General features: G+C 74.4%; 17 protein-coding genes. 5 read left to right on the plus strand and 12 right to left on the minus strand.

Annotation, left to right across the window (positions count from 1 at the left end; all coding sequences use genetic code 11):
• Window positions 1–101: 101 nt before the first annotated feature.
• Entirely contained in the window at window positions 102–1,007 is a 906-nt protein-coding gene (gene surE, locus ACZ7GJ_RS09450; protein WP_470750559.1) for a 5'/3'-nucleotidase SurE, read from the minus strand.
• Between the two features lie 40 nt (window positions 1,008–1,047).
• Window positions 1,048–2,310: an MFS transporter gene (locus ACZ7GJ_RS09455; protein WP_470750560.1), complete on the minus strand. Its 1,263-nt coding sequence runs from the start codon at window positions 2,308–2,310 to the stop codon at window positions 1,048–1,050.
• 1,765 nt (window positions 2,311–4,075) lie between these two features.
• Between ACZ7GJ_RS09455 and ACZ7GJ_RS09460 the strand changes: the two genes are divergently transcribed.
• From ACZ7GJ_RS09460 to ACZ7GJ_RS09470, 3 genes are all read left to right on the plus strand, one after another.
• On the plus strand, window positions 4,076–4,786 hold the full coding sequence (locus ACZ7GJ_RS09460) for a phosphatase PAP2 family protein (RefSeq protein ID WP_470750561.1): 711 nt from the start codon (window positions 4,076–4,078) through the stop codon (window positions 4,784–4,786).
• A 98-nt stretch (window positions 4,787–4,884) separates the two neighbouring features.
• The gene (locus ACZ7GJ_RS09465) at window positions 4,885–6,447 is read left to right on the plus strand and encodes a carboxylesterase/lipase family protein (RefSeq protein ID WP_470750562.1); all 1,563 of its coding nucleotides are present in this window, start codon (window positions 4,885–4,887) and stop codon (window positions 6,445–6,447) included.
• Between the two features lie 83 nt (window positions 6,448–6,530).
• Window positions 6,531–7,538, plus strand: a complete 1,008-nt coding sequence (locus ACZ7GJ_RS09470; RefSeq protein ID WP_470750563.1) for a LacI family DNA-binding transcriptional regulator — start codon at window positions 6,531–6,533, stop codon at window positions 7,536–7,538.
• A gap of 51 nt (window positions 7,539–7,589) precedes the next feature.
• Here ACZ7GJ_RS09470 and ACZ7GJ_RS09475 read toward each other — a convergent pair whose 3' ends face one another.
• Window positions 7,590–8,372: a phosphatase PAP2 family protein gene (locus ACZ7GJ_RS09475; protein ID WP_470750564.1), complete on the minus strand. Its 783-nt coding sequence runs from the start codon at window positions 8,370–8,372 to the stop codon at window positions 7,590–7,592.
• Window positions 8,373–8,486: 114 nt separating this feature from the next.
• Entirely contained in the window at window positions 8,487–9,479 is a 993-nt protein-coding gene (locus ACZ7GJ_RS09480) for an alpha/beta hydrolase fold domain-containing protein (RefSeq protein WP_470750565.1), read from the minus strand.
• A gap of 240 nt (window positions 9,480–9,719) precedes the next feature.
• On the opposite strand from ACZ7GJ_RS09480, the gene ACZ7GJ_RS09485 reads away from it, so the two are divergent.
• A complete protein-coding gene (locus ACZ7GJ_RS09485; RefSeq protein ID WP_470750566.1) occupies window positions 9,720–10,196 on the plus strand; it encodes an ATP-binding protein in 477 nt (158 codons plus the stop codon).
• A 115-nt stretch (window positions 10,197–10,311) separates the two neighbouring features.
• Here the strand turns inward: ACZ7GJ_RS09485 and ACZ7GJ_RS09490 are convergent, their stop codons facing one another.
• The 5 genes from ACZ7GJ_RS09490 to ACZ7GJ_RS09510 all read right to left on the minus strand — a co-directional run bounded on the left by ACZ7GJ_RS09490 (window position 10,312) and on the right by ACZ7GJ_RS09510 (window position 17,651).
• Window positions 10,312–11,346: a zinc-dependent alcohol dehydrogenase family protein gene (locus tag ACZ7GJ_RS09490; RefSeq protein WP_470750567.1), complete on the minus strand. Its 1,035-nt coding sequence runs from the start codon at window positions 11,344–11,346 to the stop codon at window positions 10,312–10,314.
• Between the two features lie 50 nt (window positions 11,347–11,396).
• Window positions 11,397–12,278, minus strand: coding sequence for a DMT family transporter (locus ACZ7GJ_RS09495; RefSeq protein WP_470750568.1), 882 nt, complete (start codon window positions 12,276–12,278; stop codon window positions 11,397–11,399).
• A 101-nt stretch (window positions 12,279–12,379) separates the two neighbouring features.
• On the minus strand, window positions 12,380–13,195 hold the full coding sequence (locus ACZ7GJ_RS09500) for an ATP-grasp domain-containing protein (RefSeq protein WP_470750569.1): 816 nt from the start codon (window positions 13,193–13,195) through the stop codon (window positions 12,380–12,382).
• Entirely contained in the window at window positions 13,192–14,154 is a 963-nt protein-coding gene (locus ACZ7GJ_RS09505) for an ATP-grasp domain-containing protein (RefSeq protein ID WP_470750570.1), read from the minus strand. Before ACZ7GJ_RS09505 ends, ACZ7GJ_RS09500 begins: the two co-directional genes overlap by 4 nt.
• Window positions 14,155–14,279: 125 nt before the next feature.
• Complete coding sequence (locus ACZ7GJ_RS09510) at window positions 14,280–17,651, minus strand: hypothetical protein (RefSeq protein WP_470750571.1); 3,372 nt, start codon at window positions 17,649–17,651, stop codon at window positions 14,280–14,282.
• A gap of 140 nt (window positions 17,652–17,791) precedes the next feature.
• Here ACZ7GJ_RS09510 and ACZ7GJ_RS09515 point away from each other — a divergent pair, with 140 nt between their 5' ends.
• The gene (locus ACZ7GJ_RS09515; RefSeq protein WP_470750572.1) at window positions 17,792–18,523 is read left to right on the plus strand and encodes a DUF7873 family protein; all 732 of its coding nucleotides are present in this window, start codon (window positions 17,792–17,794) and stop codon (window positions 18,521–18,523) included.
• Between the two features lie 421 nt (window positions 18,524–18,944).
• On the opposite strand, the gene ACZ7GJ_RS09520 is transcribed toward ACZ7GJ_RS09515, so the two are convergent.
• The 3 genes from ACZ7GJ_RS09520 to ACZ7GJ_RS09530 form a co-directional block, all read right to left on the minus strand.
• Window positions 18,945–19,670 carry an anti-sigma factor family protein gene (locus ACZ7GJ_RS09520; protein WP_470750573.1) on the minus strand — a complete coding sequence of 242 codons (726 nt, stop codon included), beginning with the start codon at window positions 19,668–19,670 and terminating at the stop codon, window positions 18,945–18,947.
• Entirely contained in the window at window positions 19,667–20,257 is a 591-nt protein-coding gene (locus ACZ7GJ_RS09525; protein WP_470750574.1) for a sigma-70 family RNA polymerase sigma factor, read from the minus strand. Before ACZ7GJ_RS09525 ends, ACZ7GJ_RS09520 begins: the two co-directional genes overlap by 4 nt.
• Before the next feature lie 83 nt (window positions 20,258–20,340).
• A complete protein-coding gene (locus tag ACZ7GJ_RS09530; RefSeq protein ID WP_470750575.1) occupies window positions 20,341–21,339 on the minus strand; it encodes a DUF1996 domain-containing protein in 999 nt (332 codons plus the stop codon).
• Window positions 21,340–21,473 lie beyond the last annotated feature (134 nt).

Here is a 21,473-nt window from a genome sequence, read left to right on the forward strand (position 1 = left end):
TTCCCTCCCCGCCCCCCCCCCCCCTCCCCCCCCCCCTTCCCCCCCCCCCCCCCCCCCCCCCCCCCCCCCCCCCCCCCCCCCCCCCCTGCCGGTCGGGGAGGCTACGGCCGCAGCCCGGACAGCAGCGCCGAGGTCACCGCGAGATCGGCCGGCCCCGTGTTCCAGTCGGCGTTCATCGGGCTGACGGCGATCCGGTCGGCGCTCACCGCCGCGATGTCACCACCCTTCGCGGCCGGCTGGGTGCGGAGCTGGACGTTCACCTTCCACGTGCCGTCGCCCGAGTCGGTGTAGTCCGCGCGCAGCGGTGCCTGGGGGTCCTGGAACGTCGTCGCGACGCCGCGCGCCGTGCCCTTGCCGTCGGCGCCGACGACCGGGTGGTTGACGTTGAGGCCGACGCCCTTGGGCAGCAGCGGGCCCGAACGGGCGCGCGCCCGGAGCTGGTCGATCAGCTTGACCGCGAAGTCGAGCGTGGGGTCCATGGCGTTGACCGTGGCGACCGGATCGGGGACGGCCATCCCGCCGGTGCTCAGCGCGATGGCGGGCACCCCGTACTCCAGCCCGGCGACGGCGCCGCCGACCGTACCGGAGTGGGTGGCGAGGGAGGCCAGGTTCGGCCCGAAGTTGGTGCCCGAGACGACGAGGTCGGGGGCGTTGCCCTCGAACACCTCGGCCAGGCCGAAGGAGACCGAGTCACCGGGGGTGCCGTCCACGGCCCACACCTTCGGCTCGGGGTGGCGGACGGTGACGGTGGGGGCGCTCGCCATCTTCGTGCCGGCGCCGCTCTGGTTGGTGAGCGGGGCGACGATCGTCACGTCGTGCCCGGCGGCGGTCAGGCGCGCGAAGGCCTTGCGGATCCCGGGGGCGTTGTAGCCGTCGTCGTTGGTGAGCAGGATCCGCAGCGGCGCCGGGGGTGCGGTCTGCGGGGCGGCGGCGGCCGGTGCCGTACCGGCGAGGGCCGGCGTGCACAGCATCAGCGCGGCCAGCGGCAGAACTCGCTTGTGTCTCACAGGTTGCTCCTTGAAGGGGAGGTACGGGACGGGGTGGAGATCAGCGCACGCTGCGGATCGGGAGGATGGCGAGCGCTCCGATCAGCGAGAGTGCGCCGCCGGCCAGGAAGAGCGGGGTGTATCCGCCCAGCCCGGTGACGATTGCGGAGGCGACGAACGGGGCGATGATCTGCGGCCCGGCGTTCGCGATGTTGAGGACGCCCATGTCGCGGGCGGCGTCCTCGGCCCGGGGGAGGACCAGGGTGACGAGCGCGGTGTCCACCGCCATGAAGCAGCCGAAGGCGAGGCCGTTGAGCGCGCTGAAGACGAGCATGCCGGTCCAGGTCGGGCTGATCACCGGCACCGCCATGACGAGGCCGGCCAGGGCGGCCGAGACGCCCACGAACACCTTGCGGCGGTTCCAGCGGTCGGAGAGCAGGCCGCCGACGACGGTGGAGACGGCCATCGCGACCATCGACACCGGGGTGAGAATGGCGATCGCGGCGGGCGGGGTGAGGCCGGCGGGCAGGGCGATGTGGTCGTCGAGGATGTACAGCTGGTAGCCGACGACGGAGAAGTAGCCGAGAACCATCAGGGCGCGGCCTATGAAGGCCCAGCGGAAGTCGTGGTGGGCGAGGGAGGACAGGAACGCGGCCAGCTGGGCGCCCTTGGGGCGGGCGGCCTCGGCCTGGGCCTCGGCCGGCTCGGTGCGGGGGAGGTCGCGGCAGAAGAGCGTCAGCAGCAGCGCGGAGGCGGAGACGATCGCCCCGAAGACGAGGTAGCCGGTCCGCAGGTGGTCGACGGTCTGCGAGGCGACGAGCACGCCGACGGTGCCGCCGATCGGCAGACCCAGCCCGACCAGGGCGGATGCGGTGCCGCGCCGGTCGGCGGGGATGCGGTCCGGGACGATCGCGGTGACGGCGGCCTGGTAGATGTTCATGGTGGCCTGGATCAGGCACCATCCGATGCCCACGAGCAGGGCGGTGGCGACGTTGCCGAGGAAGGCCAGGCCGGCGAGCGAGGCGAAGGCGCCGCCGAGGATCCAGGGGTTGCGGCGGCCGGTGCGGTCGGAGAGGGCGCCGGCGATCGGGTTGAAGGCGGTGGCGAAGATCGCGCTGATGCCGCCGATCAGGCCGAGCAGGGCGACCTTGTCGTCCGGGGCGATGGCGGCGATCTGGGTGGGCAGGAGGACGGATCCGACGCCCATGTACACCGCCAGCATGGCGGAGTTGGCGACGAGCAGCAGGGGCAGGAGCCCGCGCTGGGAGCGGGGCGGTTGTGCGGCCGGCGGGGCGGCCGGGTCGGTGATCTCGTTCGTGGCCATGACGACTCCTCGGGGGACGGAGCGGGGAGAGCGCAGGGGGATGGGGATGGGGATGGGGAAGGGGAAGGGGAAGGGGATGGGGGAGGGGGGCGACGCCGTGCGGGCTGATGTGGGCAGCGGAGTCGCCAGGGATGTCGCGCAGGGCCATGGCCGACGTGATGTTGTTACACGTGTCACCAGTGGCGCTGGACACTGTGTAGCACCCATTTCTGGGCTCCGCCAGAGTTCACGGCGGGTCGATGCGCAGATCGTGACCGAGTGGTGAGCGGCTGGTGCGGCACGTGTAACTATCGGGTTGAGGCCACTGACCAGGGCGATCGCGTCTGAAAACCCTCTTGCCCTTGTGGCGGCGGTCACGATTCCGCCATACTCCGTGCCGACCGGCTACCGCCGGGGAGTGTGTGCGGGTGGCGCTGGCGCCGGCGTCGCCGTACGGGCCGGTGCCCCGGGCGCCGGGCCGCCGCGTAACGGGTTCGGTCCGGCCGTGCCGTTCGGCTGCGCCGGGCGGTTGCTCGGCCCAGGCTGTGCGGTGCGGTTTGCGCCGGGCGGCTCGGGCGTTTCGGGTGGCTCGGCCCGGGGTGTGCGGCGCGGTTTGCGCGTTGGGCGGTTGGGGCGTCGGGTGGCTCGGCGCCGATCCGCAGTGCTCCGGTCCCGGCGCCATCCTGCTGCGCACCGGTGCGGCGGTCGCGGCGCCATCCTGCCGCGTGGGCCGCCTGCGGGTGATGCCGTCCACCGCTGCGGCTTCGGCGCCCGTGATCCCGGCGCGCTGCCGGTCACCCCCACGGCGCGGTAGGTGGGCTCACGCTCGCCCCCGAGGCTGCTGGGTGACCGTCTGCCCGCGGCCGCCCGATGTTCCCCCGCTCCGCCTTCCGTTGCTCGGCGTACCCCGCTGCGTGTTCCCCCGTCCGACGTTCCTCCGCTCCGAGATCCCCGCCCGGTGTTCCCCCAGCTCCGGTTCCCCTGCCCAGGGTTGCTCCGTTCCGCGTTCCCTGGCTCAGGGTTCGCCCGCCCGACGTACCTCGCTCGGGGTCCGCTACTCGGCGTACCTCTGTTCCGTGCCCTTGTCGACGTTCCTTCGTTCCGTGCTCTCCCACCTGGCGTTTCCCTTGCTCGGGGGTCCGCCTCCCGGCATTCCTTCGTTCGGTGTTCCCTCGCGCCGGGTTCGTCCGCTTGGTGTTCCGCTGCTCCGCTACCCGTGTTCCGCGTCCCTTGCCAACATCCCTTCGGTCCGTGTTCTCCTACCCCGGCGTTTCCCTCGCTTGGTGGTCCGCCTCCCGGCATTCCTTCGTCGGCGTTCCCTCGCTCCGGGTCCGGCTGCTCGGTGTTCCGTGCTCCGGGGCCTGTTGCTCGGTGTGTGTCCGTTCCGTGTGTTCCCCTGCCCGACGCTTCCCTCGTTCCCTCGTTCCCTAGCTCCGGTTCGCACGCTCGGCGTTCCCCGCTCCGAGTTCCGCCGCCCGGCGCTCCGCCGCTCGGATTCCCTGCTCAGGGCCCCTGGCGTTCCACGCCTTCGGGTTCCCCGCTCAGGCTCCCCCCCCCGGGGCTCCACCGCTCCGCGCTCCACGCCCCGGGGGTTCTACCGCTCCGCGCTCCACCGCTTCGGGGGTTCTACCGCTCCGCGTTCCACCGCCTTCGGGTTGGCCGGCCGGTGGCCCCCTGTGGGGTCCGTCTGCGGGTTTGCGCTTCGGGTTTGGGCGCTGCGTGTTTCGTTTGTCCGTCGCTTCCCCGGTGTTTGCGCCGATCGGGAGGTCTTCGTGAAAGGCCCGCCATGTTCTCCACGTCATCCGTCACGCCGCCTTCGCCCCCGCTCCGGCTGCCCCGGGTTCCGGCGCCGCCGCCGCGGTGGGCCGCGGGCTGTGGGGTCGGGCTGCTGGTCGTTCCCTTGGTGGCCGGGCTGCTGCTCGCCGGCGGCTGGGCCCCGTTCCTCCAGGGGGTCGACGACCGCTGGGCGGCCTGGGTGATCGGATCCCCGCACGGCGCCGCCGCCGGCTTCGCCACGGTCCTCGACCGGCTCGGCGGCCCGCTCGGCACCGTGTTGCCGCTCGTGCTGATCGGCTGCCTCTGCGTCTACGGGCGCTGGCGGTCGGCGCTGTTCGTCTTCTCCGCCGCCATCCTCGCCAACATGCTGGTGGTCCTGCCGCTCAAGCAGTTCGTCGACCGGCCCCGACCGCCGCACCCGTGGGTCCTGGTCAATGACGGTTCGTTCCCCTCGGGACAGGTTTTCAGCGCCGTCACCCTGGTGATCGCGGCCGCGGTGGTGCTCTTCCCGCCGCGTGCCCGCCGCTGGTGGTGGATCCCTGGCGGCGCGTACGTGCTCGCCATGATGTGGAGCCGCACCTGGCTGCATGCCCAGTGGCTCAGCGACACCTTCGCCGGAGCGCTCGCGGGCGCCGGTACTTGTCTGCTGCTGTGGCGGCTGTTCGCGCGTCTACTGGATACCGAGGCGGAACGGGCGGCGACGAACAGCCTGTGGCTCTAGCGCCGCGAGTATTGTGAGTTGTTGACGGTCGATGAATTTACGCAATACTCTCGATGGGGTCAGCGCGTGCCCGGCGCGCCGACCAGGAAGGATTCCCGATGGCTCGCACCCCAGGACGCACCCCAGGACGCATCGCAGAGCGCACCTCAGGACCGGACCCCACGCTCGTGGACCTGCCGGCGGGCCGGCTGCGCGGTGCCGTCGAGGGCGGGGTCTGCGTGTTCCGGGCCGTCCCGTACGCCCTGCCCCCGGTCGGCGAGCTCCGCTGGCGGCCCGCGCAGGCGCACCCCGGCTGGAGCGGTACGCGGGACGCGACCTCCGACGGCCCCAGCGCACCGCAGATGTACATGGACGGCGGCGACCCCGTCCTCGGCGGACACGGATCGCCGCCGTTCGACGAGGACTGCCTGACCCTGAACATCTGGACGCCCGCGCCCGACGCGGCCCGCCGCCCGGTGCTCGTCTGGATCCACGGGGGAGGCTTCGTCTCGGGGTCCGGATCGCTGCCGAACTACTCCGGCAAGACCTTCGCGCGCGACGGCGACCTCGTCGTCGTGAGTGTCAACTACCGCATCGGCGCCCTCGGTTACCTCTGCCTCGACCCCGAGGACGGGGGCTGCAACCACTGGCTCACCGACCAGCTCGCCGCCCTGCGGTGGGTGAAGGAGAACATCGCCGCCTTCGGCGGAGACCCGGACGCCATCACCGTCGCCGGACAGTCGGGCGGTGCGATGTCCACCGCCGCCCTCGCCGGCCACCCGCAGGCCCAGGGGCTGATCCGGCGCGTGATCCTGCAGAGCCCGCCCTTCGGCCTGGACCTCCCCGACCCCGAGGCCTGCCGCGAGCGCACCGCCGCCTACCTCGACGTCGCCGGGGTCAAGACCGTCGAAGAACTCCGCGCCCTGCCCTGGCCCGCGCTGATCGGCGCCACCGGCGGGCTCTTCGCGCGGACCATGCGCTGGGGCTACTGGCCGACGCCGTTCCTGCCCGTGATCGACGGGGCGGCCGTGCCCCGGCATCCCGTGGAATCCCTGCTGCACGGCGCCGCCGCCGGTATCGAGGTGATGATCGGCTGGACCCGCGAGGAGGCGAACTTCGGCTTCGCCCTGGACCCGGGCCATGCAGACGCCACCCGGGAGCAGGTGACCGACCGGATCGCCGACACCTTCGGAGCCGGGGCCGCGCCCGACGTGTACGCCGCCTACGAGCGCACCCGGCCCGGCGCGCGTCCGGCCGACGTCCTCATGGACCTCATCACCGACGAGCTCTTCCGTGTCCCCGCCGTCCGGCTCGCGGAGGGGAGGGCGGGGACGGACCACCCCGTCTGGGCCTACCAGTTCGATCTCCCCACCCCCGCCCTGGGCGGTCGGCTCGGCGCCGCACACTGCCTCGAACTGCCCTTCGCGTTCGCCAACTTCGACCAGTGGTCGCACGCCCCGTTCCTGGCCGGCCTCGACCCCGCGACCCGCGACGGCCTCGCGCACACGATGCACGAGGCCTGGATCGCCTTCGTCCGCACCGGCGACCCGAACCACCCGGCCATGCCGCAGTGGGATCCGTACGCGGCGGACACGCGCACCACGATGCGCTTCGACTCCGTCGTGGGCACCCTCGGCGACCTCGCGGGCCCCTCACGCCTCCTGCACGAGCGGAGCGTCTGACCAGCGGCGATCCGACCAAGTGATCTAACTCGTGTAACCTGTGGTTGACAGGCGCCGGTCGGCCACAGGGAGACGAGGACCAGATGCCCAGGCAGACACGCACCCCCGCGACGATCACCAGCGCCGATGTGGCCCGGCTGGCCGGGGTGTCACGCGCCACCGTGTCCTTCGTCCTCAACGACACCCAGGGCCACCGCGTCAGCGCCGGTACCCGTGCCCGGGTCCTCGATGCGGCCGCACAGCTCGGCTACGTCCCGCACGCCGCTGCCCGCTCCCTGCGCGCGGGCCGCAGCAACCTCGTCCTGATGCCCGCGTCGGTCACCGCGCTCGGCCGCCTCGTCAGCGACTGGGTGGACGACCTGAACACCGAGCTGGAGCGCCTCGGCTACACGGCCGTCCTCCACGCGGGCCGCTTCGCCGACCCGCTCGACGCCGCCCGCGCCTGGGCCGAGCTGCGCCCGGCGGCCGTGGTCGCCCTGGACGGCGACCACTTCACCGCCCAGGCCGCCGAGCTGCTGCGCCGCGCCGGCGTACGCGCGATGCTGGCCTTCGCCGCCCGCCCCGTACCGGACGTCCACACCATCGGCTTCGACCACGCGAAGATCGGCGCGACCGCGGCCGAGCACCTCATCGCCCGCGGGCGGACCCGGATCGGCGTGGTCATGCCACAGGAGCGCGGCCTCGCCACGCTCGCCGAACCCCGCCTCGCCGGCGCCGAATCGGTCGCGGCGCGGCACATGGCCACCGTCACGCCGGTGGAGCTCGCCTATACGCGGGAGTCCGCGACCGACCTCGCCCGGCGCTGGGCGGGCCTGGGGCTCGACGCCGTCTTCGCCTACAACGACGAGTACGCCGCCCTCCTGCAGTACGCGCTACTGGCCGAGGGCATCGGCGTACCGGACGAGGTGGCCATCGTCGGCTGTGACGACCTGATCCTGTCCGCCCTGCAGCAGCCCCCGCTCACCACGGTCCGGCTGGACCTGCCGTCGGCCGCGCTGATCGCGGGAGCCCTCCACGACCTGGTCGAGTCCGGCACGGCGGAGCCGGTACCGCCGACCGAGACCGTCCTGGTCCACCGCGGTACGTCCTGAGGGGCCGGGGAACCCACGGCCCCCAGCCCCTCGGCCCCTCGCCCCCAGCCTTCAGTGCCGTGCGGGCTCCGGCGTGTCCGCGGCCGCCCCCCGACGGTCGCGTCCCGCCCGCACCTCCACCGTGCGGTGCCGGTCCCGGCGCCGGTCGCGCCGCCGGTCCCCTTCCCGAGCCAGTGCGGGGCCGAAGAGCCACCACGCGAGCAGCCCCGCCCCCGCTCCCGCGGCCGCCCCGGCGGCGGTGTCGCTGAGCCAGTGCGCGTGCAGCCACGTACGGCTCCACATCATGGCCAGCGTGAAGACCGCGCCCCCCGCCCACCAGGCCCGACGCCGGGCGGCCGGCACCAGCAGCGCACCGATGACCACGACGAGCAGCGCCGCCCCGGCCGCGTGGCCCGACGGGAAGGAGCCGTGGTCGACGCGGACCAGCGGATTCGCCGGACGCGGCCGGTCCACCAGGTGCTTGAGCCCCTGGACGACGAGCATGTTGCCGAGCAGGTAGACGCCGAGCAGGAACCCGGCCGACACCCAGCGCCGGCGCACGAGCAGGAACACCAGCAGAGCGAGCGGTACGACGGCCCCGAGCGGGCCGCCGAACCAGTTCAGGCCCGCGGCCACCACGGACGGGAGCCCCTCGTGCGGACCGCCCATCCACGACAGCCAGCGGTCGTCGAAGCCCTGGAAGGGCGGGTTCGCGGTGTCCGGCCGGACGGAGAGGGCCGCCACCCCGGCCGCCGCGAGCAGCAGGAGCCCGAGCAGGAGCACGCCGGGACGCCGCCCGGCGGGCGGTCTCGGTGCGGGTGCGGGAACAGGGGAGGTGACGGGATTCCTGGACATGAGTGCCTCTCGGGGCGCCGCGCCCGCACGCGCGGACGCGGCTCGTGGTGATCGACGTACCCGTGGGGGCGGGGCCGGGCCGCGCCCCCACGGTGGAACGGGACGGGTCCCGGGTCAGGCCTTCGCGCCCAGGTGGCGGGCGAGGAACTCGACGCTCTCCCCGACGATGCGCACGATGTCGGGGGAGCCGAGGAATATGTGGTCGGCCCCGTCGACGGGGCGCAGGGTGACCTCGCCGCCGGCGCGGCCCAGTGCCTCGGCGAGGAGCTCGCTCTGGCTGTAGGGGACCAGCCCGTCGTTCGTGCCGTGGATCAGCAGGAACGGCGGCAGCCCCGGCCCCTCGGCGTACGTGACCGGGCTCGCGGCCCGTGCCAGCGCGGGCCGCTCGGCCTCGGTGCCGCCGAGCAGGGCCTCGTACGGGTCGGGGAACTCGACCTCGGACGGCATCGGCGGCATGGGGTGGTCGGCGATGGCGACCAGGTCGGAGACGCCGTACCAGTCCACGACGGCCTGCACTCCGGTCGCGCCGGAAGCCACGCCCTGTGTGCCTTCCAGCGACGCGGCGTCCGCCGTGCCGGGGCCGACGACACCCGCGAGCGCGGCCAGGTGGCCACCCGCGGACTCGCCCCAGACGCCGATCCGGTCCGGGTCGATGCCGAGGGCGTCGGCGTACGCGCGGACGTAGCGGATCGCGGCCTTCACGTCGTGCAGCTGGGCCGGGAAGGGCGCTTCCAGGCTGTGCCGGTAGTCGATGGAGACGAGCGCGAGCCCGGCGGCCAGGACGGACCCGTGCAGCAGCTCCACGGGCACGGTCGGCGGCGGGTAGCGCCGGTCGCCGTCCAGCCAGCCGCCGCCGTGGATCCAGACGACCGCCGGGAAGGGGCCGTCGCCGGCGGGCAGCTGCACGTCGAGCAGCCGGGGGCGGTAGCCGGGTGTGGTGGCGTACGTGATGCCGTCGAAGCGGCGCACGCCGTGCTCGTCCGTCACGGACGGTACGGGGGGCCGGTAGGGCGGCGGCGGCCACGACATGTCGGCCGCGCCGGGGAGGCCCGCCATGTCGGGGAGGCTCGCCACGTCGGGCGTGGAGGTGGGAGGAGATTGCGTCATTGCGGCCCTTCCAATTCGGCGCGGCCCCAGTGGCCGGCGGGTCCGGTGCGGGTCCGGGCTTCGTAACGTTTGTCCGAAATGCTTGCGCGGGGCACTGGGGGAGGCTTAACGTGTTACACGTGTAATCACAACTCTAGCGACGCATTTCCGCTGACCACAAGCCCATCGGCGATCCGGGTTCCTCGTCAGTTACACGAGACATCAGTCGGTGCGTCGCCCTCCCCCCTCTGGGAGCACGCCATGTACACCGCCGCCACCCGTACCCCGATGGCCGCCTCGATCTCCCCGGCCGCCCCTGCCGAGCCGCCCCTGCACTTCGTCCGCTGGGCCGCCGAGCCCACCGCGGCCACGGTTCCGCTGCTCAGGTCCCGTATCCGCGCCCTGCTGGAAGGGTGGGAGGTCGCCGCCGACACCGCCGACGTCATGCTGCTGGCCGTCAGCGAGCTCGTCGCCAATGTGGTCCTGCACGCGGCCGCCGCCCCCGGCAGGATGCGCGTCAGCGCACGGCTGAGCGGGGGCTGGCTGCAACTGGAGGTCGCCGACCGGGCTCCTGGGCTGCCGCGGCTGCCCGATCCCGCCGCGGAGGTGGACCCGGACGCCGAGACCGGACGCGGCCTGCTGATGGTGCAACTGCTCGCGGCCGAGGTGGGCGGCCGGCTCGCCGTCATGGCGGACTCGTCCGGAACGACCGTCCGTGTGCGCGTACCCGTGGCCTGACCGGGCCACCCCGGCGGACGACGACGCGGAGCAACGCGGCGCGGTCGCCCGGGGATCGGGCGACCGGGGGGGCCAGGTGACCGGGGATCGGGCGAAGCGGATCGGGTGACCGGGGTCAGGGGCGGATGATCGTCACGCCGCCGCCCGGGGCCGTGCCCATCGAGGCCAGGGCCGCGGGCGCCGCCTCCAGCGGGATCGTTGCGGTGACCAGCAGGTCCGGCCGCAGCGCCCCCGAGCGGACCAGTTCCATCATCGGCGGGTACGCGTGCGCCGCCATCCCGTGGCTGCCGAGGACCTCCAGCTCCCAGCCGATCACCCGTTCCATGGGCAGCACCGTCGTCCCGCCCGCTGCGGGCAGCAGCCCGACCTGTACGTGGCGTCCGCGCCTGCGCAGCCCGGCCACCGAGGCCGCCGCTGTCACCGGCGACCCCAGGGCGTCGAGCGACAGGTGCGCGCCCCCGCCGGTCAACTCCCGTACCGCGGCCACCGGATCACCCGCCGCGCCGTCCACGCAGTGCGCCGCGCCGAACCCGCGCGCCAGGTCCAGCGCCGCCGGCGCCGTGTCGACGGCGACCACCCGGGCCCCGGCCGCCGCCGCGATCATCACGGCGGAGAGGCCGACGCCGCCGCAGCCGTACACGCAGACCCACTCGCCCGGCGCCGCCCGCCCCTGCGCGACCACGGCCCGGAAGGCCGTCGCGAACCGGCACCCCAGCCCCGCCGCCGTCGCGTACGACAACTCCTCGGGCACCGCGACCAGGTTCACATCGGCCTGCTCCAGGGCCACGTACTCGGCGAAGGACCCCCAGTGCGTGAAACCGGGCTGCGTCTGGCGGGCGCACACCTGGTGCTGTCCGGCCGCGCAGTCCGCGCAGCGGCCGCACGCGCAGACGAACGGTACGGTGACCCGGTCGCCGGGCCGCCAACCGGTGACCCCGGAGCCCACCGCCTCGACCACACCGGCCAGTTCGTGACCCGGGACGTGCGGCAGCACGATGTCCGGATCATGCCCCATCCACCCGTGCCAGTCGCTGCGGCACAGCCCGGTCGCCTCGACCCGCACCACGACGCCGCCGGGTGCCGGACTCGGGTCCGCCACCTCCCGGACCTCGGCCTTTTCCCCGTACCGCTCGAAGACCACCGCACGCATGCCGCTCACCCTCCGCCCGAACGCCCGCCCGACCTCCCGCACGCTAACCCTCACACCGGACCCGCCGGTAGCGTCCCGCTCTCCTCGTCGGGCGGGATCCGGGCCAGGGACAGGACGCCGGCGCAGATCAGGGCCACGCCCAGCAGTTGGGGCACGAGCCACCAGCCCGCGCGCAGCTCCTCCTCGTACAGCAGCACGCCGAGCGCCACGCTGACCGTCGCGTCGCCCAAGGTCAGCGCGGGCTGTGAGGCGACCAGCGGGCCGCCCTGCATGGCGTGTTCGAGCATCAGCAGGGCGCAGATGCCCGTGGCGGCGAAGGCGTACGTCTGCCAGGTGGTCAGGAACGCCCCGATCCCGTGGTCGGTGAGGACGAGCACGGCCGACTTCATCAGGGCGGCGGTGAGCGCGTAGCAGAGGGCGGTGGCAGCGCCGAAGCAGCCGGCCCGGGCCCTGCCCGGCGGACGCCGCAGCGCGGCTGCCGCCAGCAGCACCACCGCTGCCACCGACGCGGCCAGCGCCGGCAGCCACCGGTCGAGCGGGACGTGCGTACGGTTCCCGGACGGCGACGCGGCGGCCATCGCCACCCCGAGTCCCAGCACCACTGCGGCCACCGCCCGCCACAGCGCCACCGGCAGGCGCCGCCGCGAGATCAGCGAGGCGATCAGCAGGGCGAGCGGCAGCTCCAGTACGAACAACGGCTGTACGAGGGCCAGCGGTCCGGTCGCCAGCGCGGCGGCCTGCCCTGCCCCGGCGGCGATCACGGCCACGATCCCGGCGACCCACACCGGCCGCCTCAGCAGGTCGAGGATCAGCCCGGGCCGGAACCGGTCGCTCTGCGGCACGGTGAGCGCGGCCCGCCGCTGGAGCACGGTGGCCAGGGCGTTGCTGAGCGCAGCGAAGACCGCGAGGAGGACCGGCACGAGGACGCCCATCCCCCGATCCTCCCCGCGGCGCCCGCCCCGCGCCGCGGCGACACCGCGCGTTAGCCCGTCCGGGCCGGGCCGGGGCAGCGGTGGGCGTCCGCTGCGGGCCGCTACCCCTTGGCCCGGCGCAGGGCCAGCTCCGCCAGGGCCTCGGGGGCGCCGGACTGGTCGCGGATGCCGGGGAAGGCGTTGATGTCGACGATCAGGGGGGCGCCGTCGGCGGTGGCGATGATGTCCACGCCGTAGACGTCCAGGGCGAACACCTCGCCGACCCTGAGCGTCAGCTCGGCCCAGCCCGCCGGGGGCCGCGGGAGGGGCAGGGTCGGGCCGCGGCCCTCGGGGGAGAGCTCGGAGCGGCGCAGGGCGGCGAAGACGCGGTCACCGATCGCCCAGAGTTTGTGGTCCCAGCCGCTGTTGGGGGCGTACGGCTGGACCACCACCGGTTCGTCCGGCCAGGCGTCCGCCAACGTCCGCAGCCCCGCGGTGTCGTCGGCGCGGGCGACCAGGTCCCGGCGGCGGTTGTGGCGGCTCTTGACGACCACGGGGGAGCGGAGCGAGGCCCCCGCGGCCCAGACGCCCAGGGCGTCGAAGGTACGGGTGGCCGCGAACGGCAGCCCGGCCAGCACGGCGAGTTCCGCCATCTCCGTCCGGTCCTGGCACAGCGTGGTCGCGGCGGCCGAGTTCACCACCGGCGCCCCTCGCCGCTCCAACTCCCGCGCGAGGTCCAGCGCCCGCGGGGTGTGCGACTTCAGCAGGTACACGTCGGCCGGTGCCGGCCTGGCTACGTCCGACCCGGCTCCGTGCGGCCCGGCCCCGTCCGGCGCGCCCGGATCCACCACCTCCACCCGGTGCTCGGGGGTGAGCAGCGCGGTGGCCGCCGCCAGGAGCGGGTGCCCGGGGTTGTCGGTGATCAGGCCGATCCTCATGCGCAGTCCCCCGACCCCGCCGCGACCTGGAGCGGGACGGCCGACGGCAGCCCCTGCTGCCGGGGGAGGAACGCCGGGTCCGCGCCGCTCACGGACACCGATCCCGCCGCGCCGCCCGCGACCCCCGCGCCGCCCGTGACCCCAGAGCCACCGGTCCGCGCCAGTTCCAGCACCGCCCGGGCCACCCGCGCCGCCGCGTCCGGTACCTGACGGAAGCTCGGGAAGTCGTTCACGTCCACCACCACCGGCCCGTCGGGCCCCAGCAGCACGTCCACTCCGTACAGGTCCAGCCCGTACACCGCCCCCACCTGCGCGGCGATGGCCGCCACCTCGGCCGACAGCGGCACCCGGCGCTCCCGGACCGTGGAGTCCGGGTGCAGCGGGGAGCAGCGCTCGGTGGCGAAGAGTTCCCCGCCGACCGCGTACACCTTGATGTCGCTGCCCGGGTTGGGGACGTAGGGCTGGGCGATCAGCATCCCCTCACCGGACAGTTCGGGGAGCATCGCGAGCAGCCGCTCGGGCGAGGACACCAGGTGCACGCCGCGCCCCGAGCTGCCGTCGGCGGGTTTGACGACCAGCGGGTACTCCGAGTCGGGTATCTCCGCTAGCAGTTCCGGCCGGGCGGCCGCGTACGTCGGGGGCAGCGGAAGTCCCCGGCCGCGCCCGATGGCCGCGGCCAGTGCCTTGTCCCGTACGCCCCGGATCGAGCGGGCGTCGTTGACCGTGGTCGTCCCGGCCGCCGCGGCCGCTTCGAGCAGGGTCAGACCGGGGCCGCCGGAGACGGTCTTGAGCACCCAGGCGTCATGGGTGCCCGCGTCCACCACCTCGGCCATGCGCAGCAGCGAGCCGCCGGGCCGCACCACGTCGACCCGGTGGCCCCATGCCAGCAGTTGCCGGACCACCTCGTTCGGCATGCCGTCGTGGCGGTAGTGCTCCTCCACCAGGAAGCAGAGCCTCATCGACCTTCCCCATTTTCCCCGGACGTCCGCCGATCCCGTCCGGCGAGTTGTGACGTCACAGGATGTCATGGACCGCAATGTGATGATCGGTCCGCGACGGGTGGAGTCGTCTGCGTGACGTCAGGTCACTCGTGGTGCGTCGTCGCCGACACCGCCGCGTCCCGTACCTCCAGCTGGGGGTGGCGCCGCAACTCCCGCAGCAGCTCCCGCCACTGCGCCGGCCAGCTGTGACGCCGGCCGACGGCCTCGGTGAGCGCGACCGCGAACAGCCCGTGCGCGTACCCGCCGTCCGCCGCGAGCTCGCGTACGGCCTCCAGTACGGTCCCGGGCTCCGGCAGGGGGTCACCGTAGGCGTGCCGCTGTCCCAGCGAGAGGGCCGTGGCGTGCGCCAGACCCGGCCGTCCCTCGTGGGCGGCCGCCAGCTCCCACAGCGCCGTTCGCAGGGCGGCGGCCCGCGCGCTCAGATCGACCGTACGGGCGATGAGATCGACGCGGGCCCCGATCAGCGAAGGCTCGTCGGCCAGCCGCGGTGCCAGCACGTCCCGTACGCCGGTCGGCGTCCCGGCGCTCTGGGTTACGAGGTGGTGCAGCCTGCGCAGGGCCGGCCGGTCGCGGTCCGCCTCGGCCTCCGGGCCGGCCCCGGCGCGGACGGCGGCCAGCAGTTCCTCGAAGGCCCGGTCGAAGTGGCTCCCGGGGGCGATGCCGCCGACCGGGTGGGGCAGCCCCGAGTCGGCGAGCCGGCCCAGGGCCAGCGAGGCGTACCGCCAGCCGTCGGACCTCGACAGGTCGCACACGGCCACCCGGACGACGTCCGCGACCTCGGGCGCGTACGCGGCCCAGTCCGACAGGGTCAGGATGGACAGGGACGCGAACTCGACCCCGGTGTCGGCCGTGAACACCCCCGCCACGAGCCGTCCGTAGCGCGGCCGGTGCTCCCGGGCCACGTCGAGCGGGTCGGCATGGACCACCGTGATCCGGGTCTCGTCCACTTCCGTGGCCGCGGCGAGCAGCTCCCAGACCTCACCGGTCGCGACCAGCCCGATGGCGAGTTCCACGATGACGGCCACCAGGTCGGGATGGCTCTCCCGGCTCAGGCCGATCCGGGCCAGCAGTACGGCCGCCCGGCGCGGGGGCAGGAAGCGCGCGGCCAGCCGGGCGGCCTCCTTGCGGCTGGTCACCTTCGCGCCGCCCCGGCCCTCCGCGAGCAGGGCCTCCAGGCGGGCCGCCAGTTCGGACGGGGCCGTGGCGCGCGCCGCCCGCCCGGCGGCGTACACCGCGACCCGCGCGCGGTCGCCGCCCGCGTGCGCGAGGAGTTCGCCGAGGACGGCGGCCGGCTCCCCGGTCCGGGCGGTGGCCGCCAGCGCCGCATCGGCCAGCAGGGCCTCCTCCGAGTTCGCCAGGCGTCGTACGAGGGCCAGGCCGTGGTCGGGGATCCGCGCCGCGTCCCGCACCAGCCCGGCCCGGTCGGCCAGCGGGGCGGACCGGTCGAGCAGCGCCGCCTCCGCCAGCCGCGCCGCCGCCTCCTGCTGGCGCGGGAGCCACCGGTCGGCCCGGGCGAAGTCCGGCAGCGGCCGGGCGGAGCCCTCCCGCAGGAACCGGCCGTACGGCGGCCGTTCGCCGAGCAGGGTGTCCAGCAGATCGGTGCGTTGCGCGCACAGCACCTCCCGTACGGGTGCCAGCGCGGCCGCGGACGGCTCGCGGGCCAGCAGTTCCGCGACCCGCTCAGAGCGCGTCGCGGGGTCGGCCAGCCAGCCGTCCGCGAGCGCCGGGTAGGCCGCGTCGTCGCAGCGGTCCAGGGCTTCGCCGAGGAGCCGCTGGAGCGCGGGAAGCCGCCGGGCGGCGCCGCCGAGGAATCCGTCGAGGGTCAGGAGCAGGTCGAACTCGCCCTTCCGCGCGGCGCTGTCGAGCCAGGGGCGCAGCGCCTCCAGGACCTGCCGCTCCCGACCGGGCCGCAGGGCGTGGCCGAGCGGGGCGAGCGCGGGCGCGCCGGTGTGGGCGACGAGCCGGTTCAGGGTGCCCAGCGCCCAGTCCAGCAGGCCGGGGCGCGGGGCGGGCTCGTTCAGGACGGCGAGGACGAGGCGCAGCAGCGCGGTGCGCGCGTCCTCGGAGCAGTCGGGGGCCTCCAGCGCGGCCAGCGTGATCCGGTCGAGGTGGGCCGGGACGGCGGGGGAGTCCAGCAGGGAGGCGGGCAGCGAGGCCAGTTCGGCGAGCGCGGCGGACCGGACCGGGTCCTGGTCGTTGCGGGTCCGCTCCGCCAGCAGTCCGAGCGCCTCCGCGAGCGCGCCGGCATCGGCGGCGTGGCCCGCGTTGGCGAGGAGCTGGGTCCAGGCGCTCCCCCGCACGAAGGGGTCGCGGTGCCCGGACGCCGCCAGGAGTTCGGGGCGGGCCTCGGCGACGGGCAGCCGGGCGATGGTGTCCAGGAGATCGGGCAGCCACCACCCCTCGGCGCGCCCGCGCTCGACCTCGATCCGGGTCAGGGCGTCCCGGTGCTCGCGGGGGAGCAGCGCGAGCGCGTCGTCCGAGGTGTACCTGCCCGATTCGGGGGTGTCCGCGACTACGGCGTCGTAGAACGCCGGGCGGCGGGCCGGCGGCACCGCCTTCAGCAGGGCGGTCAGATTTTCCGGCCGCCTCAGCCAGTGGCGCCCGAGGAGGTGCAGCGACGGCGGCCACGCCCGTACGAGCGGGCGCAGCAGGGAGGCGGGCGCGGTGGGTTCGTACCGCGGCCTCTCCCGCTCGGGGGCGATCAGCCACCGTACGACGCCCTCGGCGTCGGCGGCGGCGAGATCGCCGAGCCGGTCCCGCAGGACGGCGGGCAGCCGGCCCGGACCGTACCGCTCCAGCAGTCGGAGCACCCGGTCCGGCGCGGCGGTGGCGGCCGCGGCCACGCCCTCGGCGTGCTGCCCCCACCAGGCGCCCCGCAACCCGGCCGGCAGCGCGGCGAGCTCGGCGGCCGCGTGGTCGAGCACCGGCCCGGGGTGGCGCCGGCCGAGGCGCGCCCAGTCGGTGACGGAGTCCGCGAGCCGCGGCAGCGTCCGGGCGGTGAACTCCTGCGAGCAGGAGGGGAGCAGGGCCGCGGCCTCGCGCTCCCCCCACTCCTCGGCCAGCCGCAGCACGAGCCGCTCGGCGAGGGCGGTGCGCTCCCCGGCCCGGATGACGCGGGCCAGTTGCCACCGCACCTCGGCGGAGGCGTCCGCGTACACGGCCTCGATCGCCCCGTCGGGCAGCGGCAGCGTCCGGGCGGCCCGCAGAGCGTAGGACCGCACGACCGGGTCCGGGTCGGCGAGCCGCGCCGCCAGGTGCTCCGCCTGCCGCCCGGCCAGTGCCGCCAGGGCCGCGAGGCGCCGCTCGTAACGGCCGCGGCCCGCCAGGTCGGCCAGTACGGAGGCCAGTTCGCCGGTGGCCGCGAGGTCCCGGGCGGTGGTGGCCGTGAGGCGCAGTCGGGCCTGGTGGTGCAGGGGGTCGAGCGCGGTGAGCAACTGTGCGGCTGTGCGGGGCATCCGGTCAGTGTGCGAGGTGGGGCGCCGGTGGCGAAACGAATTTCCTGGCGGAGGGCCGACCCGCACCGGGGACAGCGCCTGCCGCGAGCCGGGAGTTAATTCGGATGTGGTGGCGATCCGGCGGCTGTTACGTTCACCGGGTGCCGAAGCTGAATCAGATCATCGCAGTGGAAAAGGGCGTAAAGTCCAAGTCCCTCCAGGAGCTCACCCAGGCTCACCACGACGTCCAGAAGCCCGCGCTGCTGGCGGGCATCTCCCGGACCTACCAGCCCAAGGACGAGGAGGGCGAGCAGCTGCCGCCCGAGTCCACCCGGGTGCAGGTCAAGGCCGAGGACGTGCTGCGGGCCACCGCGGGGACGCTGACGCGGCTGTTCGACGTGACGGCGACGAAGGACTGGGCGAACCGCAGCGCCGCCGCGGACGTCGTCGTGGACGGGACGGTCCTGCTGGCGCAGGTGCCCGTGCCGTACCTGCTCTTCCTGGAGAAGCAGCTCACGGACATGCACACCTTCGTGCGCAAGCTGCCCGTGCTGGACGCCTCCGAGTCCTGGAACCTGGACCCGTCCACGGACTCCTGGAAGACGGAGCCGGTACGGACCATCCGGACCAAGAAGGTGCCGCGCAACCACGTCAAGGCCGAGGCCACGGAGAAGCACCCGGCGCAGGTCGAGGTGTACTACGAGGACGTCCCGGTCGGGTACTGGACGACGGTGAAGTTCTCCGGCGCACTGCCCGCCCGGCGGGTCAACGAACTGCTCGACCGCGTGGAGAAGCTCCAGCAGGCCGTCAAGTTCGCCCGCGAGGAGGCCAACAACACCGAGGTCACCGACCAGCGGATCGGCGACGCGGTGTTCGGCTACCTGTTCAGGTAGCCCCATGATCGCCCCCTGTGCGAGCGGGGGGTGCGCGAGAGCGCAAGCTGAAACTGATGTTGAAGCTGACCAAGGGGTGTCAGTTGGGGGTTCGAATCCCTCCCCCGGCACTACGAGCCGGGGTGGCCCAAGCCTGGCAGAGGCGGCCCCGTAAAACTCAGATTCTCGCTCCAGTCTCAGTATTCGCCGCCGAGCACCGGATCGACCGAGCGTGGACGAACACCGACGGATGAGGGTTCAAGTCCCTCCTGCGCCTCTCCTCGTGGCGCGGTAGTTCAAAGGCAGAACACGTCGGTCTCACACTGATCCGCGACTCTTAAAAGCCGCCGGTGTGCGCAATTGGGTGGCAAGCAGGGGCCCGGGAGCTGGACATGCTCCCGGGCCCTGTCACGTTCCGGCCGGCCTGGCGCCCGCCCCCGGCCTACACGGGTACGGACACGAACTGCCGGCCCGCCTCGTTCTCGACGAGGACCGCCTGCACGTTCGCCGGGTCCACCGCCGCCGTGCCGTCCAGCGCCGCGCCCTTGGACTCGCCGTTCTCCTGGCCGCCCACGACCCAGCCGCCCGCGATGGTGCGCGTACCGTCCCGGGACACCACCACCAGCCGGCACCGCTCGCCCGGCGGCACCCCGGTCACCGCCGCGTGCACCCGTACCCACTTCGCGGCCGGAGTCACCTGTACGGTCATCCGCGCCCGCGTGCCCGGATCCGTGGCCGAGGCCACCCGGGTCCCGGCCGGAGGGGTGCTCGGCAGCGCCGACACCGTCGGGGACGGCTGCGGGGGCAGGGCCACCGGTCCGCCGTCGCCTCCGCCCACCTGCGCCCCGGCCCAGAACACGGCCGCCAACGAGGCCGCGGCGGCCAGCACGGCCACACCCCGGCGGCGGCGCCGCTCACCGGCCACCTCGCCCCGCACCTGCCGCAGCGTGCGCTGGAGCAGCAGGTCCCCGCCCTGCGGCGGCCCGTCGAGGAACGCCTCCGCGGGCACCTCGCCGAGCGCGGCCTCCATCTCGCGCAACGCGGTCACCTCCTCCCGGCACTGGACGCAGCCCGCCACGTGCTCCTCGACCCGGTGGACGTCGGCGTCGTCGAGGACGCCCAGAACGTACGGGCCGAGCAGTACCTCCTCGTGCCGCTGCCCGTTCATGCCACCACCTCCTGCATTCCGGCGGCCTGCTGGGGAGGCCTGCCCGGTCGGTTCGCGCCGGCGCCGTCCCTGAAGACCTGGCGCAGCGCCTTGAGCGCGTAGTGCGAGCGCGATTTCACGGTGCCCGCGGGGATGCCGAGGCTGTCCGCGGCCTCGGCGACGCTGTGCTGGCGGTAGTACAACTCCGTCAGTACGTCCCGGTGTTCCGGGGACAGCTGGTCCAGCGCGCCCAGCACGGTCATCGTGTCGACCACGGAGTCGGCGTGGTCCGCCTCCACCGGAGGAGTGGCCGGAGAACCGGAGACCTCCGGCGGCCGGGCGGCCTTGGCGCGGTACCGGTCGGTGACGATGTTGCGGGCCACCGTGAGCAGCCAGCCGCGCACCGAGCCCTTGCCGTTGACCAGGACCTCGGAATGCCGCCAGGCCCGGATCAGGGTCTCCTGTACGACGTCCTCGGCCGCGGCCCGGTCCCCGGTCAGCCGGGTGGCGTAGGCGAGCAGGGCGTGGCCGTGCTCCTCGTACACCGACCTGATCAGTGCCTCATCGGTCGAGCCCCGCCGAGTGCGGGGCCACAGTGGTCCGGCCATCTCACCCTCTCCGTCTTCCTCGCTTGCCTGGTGCGGTCGGAACACGCGCTGAGGGCCCCGGCGGTTCATGTGACCTGCGTCACTCAGGCGCGGCAGGTGCGGCCCTGGTTGAGGCAGTCCACGACCCGGGACATCTGCGCCTCGGTCATCACGTTCACGAACATCGCGTGGTCCGTCTTCGGGCTGTGCCGCTGCTCGGGGAAGGAGTCGAGCGCGAGGGGCGCGCCCGGGGGCACCTCGTAGCCGAGGGAGACGCGCAGCTCGGGCACCGGGAAGGTGCCCTGCGGGCAGACCCCGTTCGCCGCAGGGAAGCGCAGGTGGGAGCGGTGCCCGGCGCTGGCGGTGTCGAGGCCGTTCCAGCAGCTGGGGAAGACCAGCGTACGGGTGACCCGGTCGCCCTCGGGGCAGCGCGGATAGCGGGTGGTGGACCGGTCGGGGAAGCCCGAACAGCCCCAGCGGGCCCGTACGTCGGCGTCGCTGCCCGCCGTGTACGCCACCGCGTCGCCGGTCATCCCGCGCAGGAACCGCGGCATCGCCACCACCTTGCCCACCGGGTTGCCGCGGAACTCCACGGAGACCGAGGCCTCGGGCAGGATCTCGCCGGTGTTGCCGTGCCCCGCGGAGCCCTCGTGCGGGCGCGCGGCGGGCCGGTCCACCCGGCGCAGCACCGGCCAGTAGTACGTCGAGCGGTCCCCGCCCCGGCAGCTCGTGGCGGCCGCCTCCAGGGAGGCGTCGTCGGACATGGCGTCCGTGGACAGGTTCCCCACGTACGCGTGCGTGTGGTGGGCGCCCGAGCGCAGCCCCGGCGACACCACCAGGTTGTCCTCGTTGTAGTGGCCCTCCTCGTTGCGGCCGCAGTCCACCGAGACCGAGCCCGCCGAGGCGTCCGGCCCGGCCGCCGCGGCCTCGGCCGGGCCGCGCGGGACCTCGCGTATGTCCACGCGGTCATCGGGCCCGGGGTGCGCCGAAGCCGCCCCCGCCCGCGGGCCGGCGGCCCGCGAAGCCCCCAGCACGGCGGCGGCGAGGCCGCCGCCCAGCACCAGGCAGATGAGCAGCGTGAGCAGCCGGTGTTCGTTCACCATGCGGAGCACGTTTGCCGCTGGCCGCCGCAGCCGTCAACCGGGCGTCCGCAGAGCGGGCACCCCGCCGTGACCGCTGTGCAACCGGAGGCCGCTGTGAAAACCGGAGGCCGCCGTGAATCCGCCGCGGCGCCCGG

The sequence above is a fragment of the Streptomyces sp. NPDC037242 genome (assembly GCF_055604165.1).

Bases quoted from the DNA above. Each gene is read 5' to 3' on its own strand.
- ACZ7GJ_RS09480 (WP_470750565.1), bottom strand. From the start codon at position 9,479: ATGACGCAATCTCCTCCCACCTCCACGCCCGACGTGGCGAGCCTCCCC.
- ACZ7GJ_RS09495 (WP_470750568.1), bottom strand. From the start codon at position 12,278: ATGGGCGTCCTCGTGCCGGTCCTCCTCGCGGTCTTCGCTGCGCTCAGC.
- ACZ7GJ_RS09525 (WP_470750574.1), bottom strand. From the start codon at position 20,257: ATGGCCGGACCACTGTGGCCCCGCACTCGGCGGGGCTCGACCGATGAG.
- ACZ7GJ_RS09520 (WP_470750573.1), bottom strand. From the start codon at position 19,670: ATGAACGGGCAGCGGCACGAGGAGGTACTGCTCGGCCCGTACGTTCTG.
- ACZ7GJ_RS09510 (WP_470750571.1), bottom strand. From the start codon at position 17,651: ATGCCCCGCACAGCCGCACAGTTGCTCACCGCGCTCGACCCCCTGCAC.
- ACZ7GJ_RS09490 (WP_470750567.1), bottom strand. From the start codon at position 11,346: ATGCGTGCGGTGGTCTTCGAGCGGTACGGGGAAAAGGCCGAGGTCCGG.
- ACZ7GJ_RS09460 (WP_470750561.1), top strand. From the start codon at position 4,076: ATGTTCTCCACGTCATCCGTCACGCCGCCTTCGCCCCCGCTCCGGCTG.
- ACZ7GJ_RS09470 (WP_470750563.1), top strand. From the start codon at position 6,531: ATGCCCAGGCAGACACGCACCCCCGCGACGATCACCAGCGCCGATGTG.
- ACZ7GJ_RS09500 (WP_470750569.1), bottom strand. From the start codon at position 13,195: ATGAGGATCGGCCTGATCACCGACAACCCCGGGCACCCGCTCCTGGCG.
- ACZ7GJ_RS09475 (WP_470750564.1), bottom strand. From the start codon at position 8,372: ATGTCCAGGAATCCCGTCACCTCCCCTGTTCCCGCACCCGCACCGAGA.
- ACZ7GJ_RS09530 (WP_470750575.1), bottom strand. From the start codon at position 21,339: ATGGTGAACGAACACCGGCTGCTCACGCTGCTCATCTGCCTGGTGCTG.
- ACZ7GJ_RS09465 (WP_470750562.1), top strand. From the start codon at position 4,885: ATGGCTCGCACCCCAGGACGCACCCCAGGACGCATCGCAGAGCGCACC.
- ACZ7GJ_RS09455 (WP_470750560.1), bottom strand. From the start codon at position 2,310: ATGGCCACGAACGAGATCACCGACCCGGCCGCCCCGCCGGCCGCACAA.
- ACZ7GJ_RS09505 (WP_470750570.1), bottom strand. From the start codon at position 14,154: ATGAGGCTCTGCTTCCTGGTGGAGGAGCACTACCGCCACGACGGCATG.
- ACZ7GJ_RS09485 (WP_470750566.1), top strand. From the start codon at position 9,720: ATGTACACCGCCGCCACCCGTACCCCGATGGCCGCCTCGATCTCCCCG.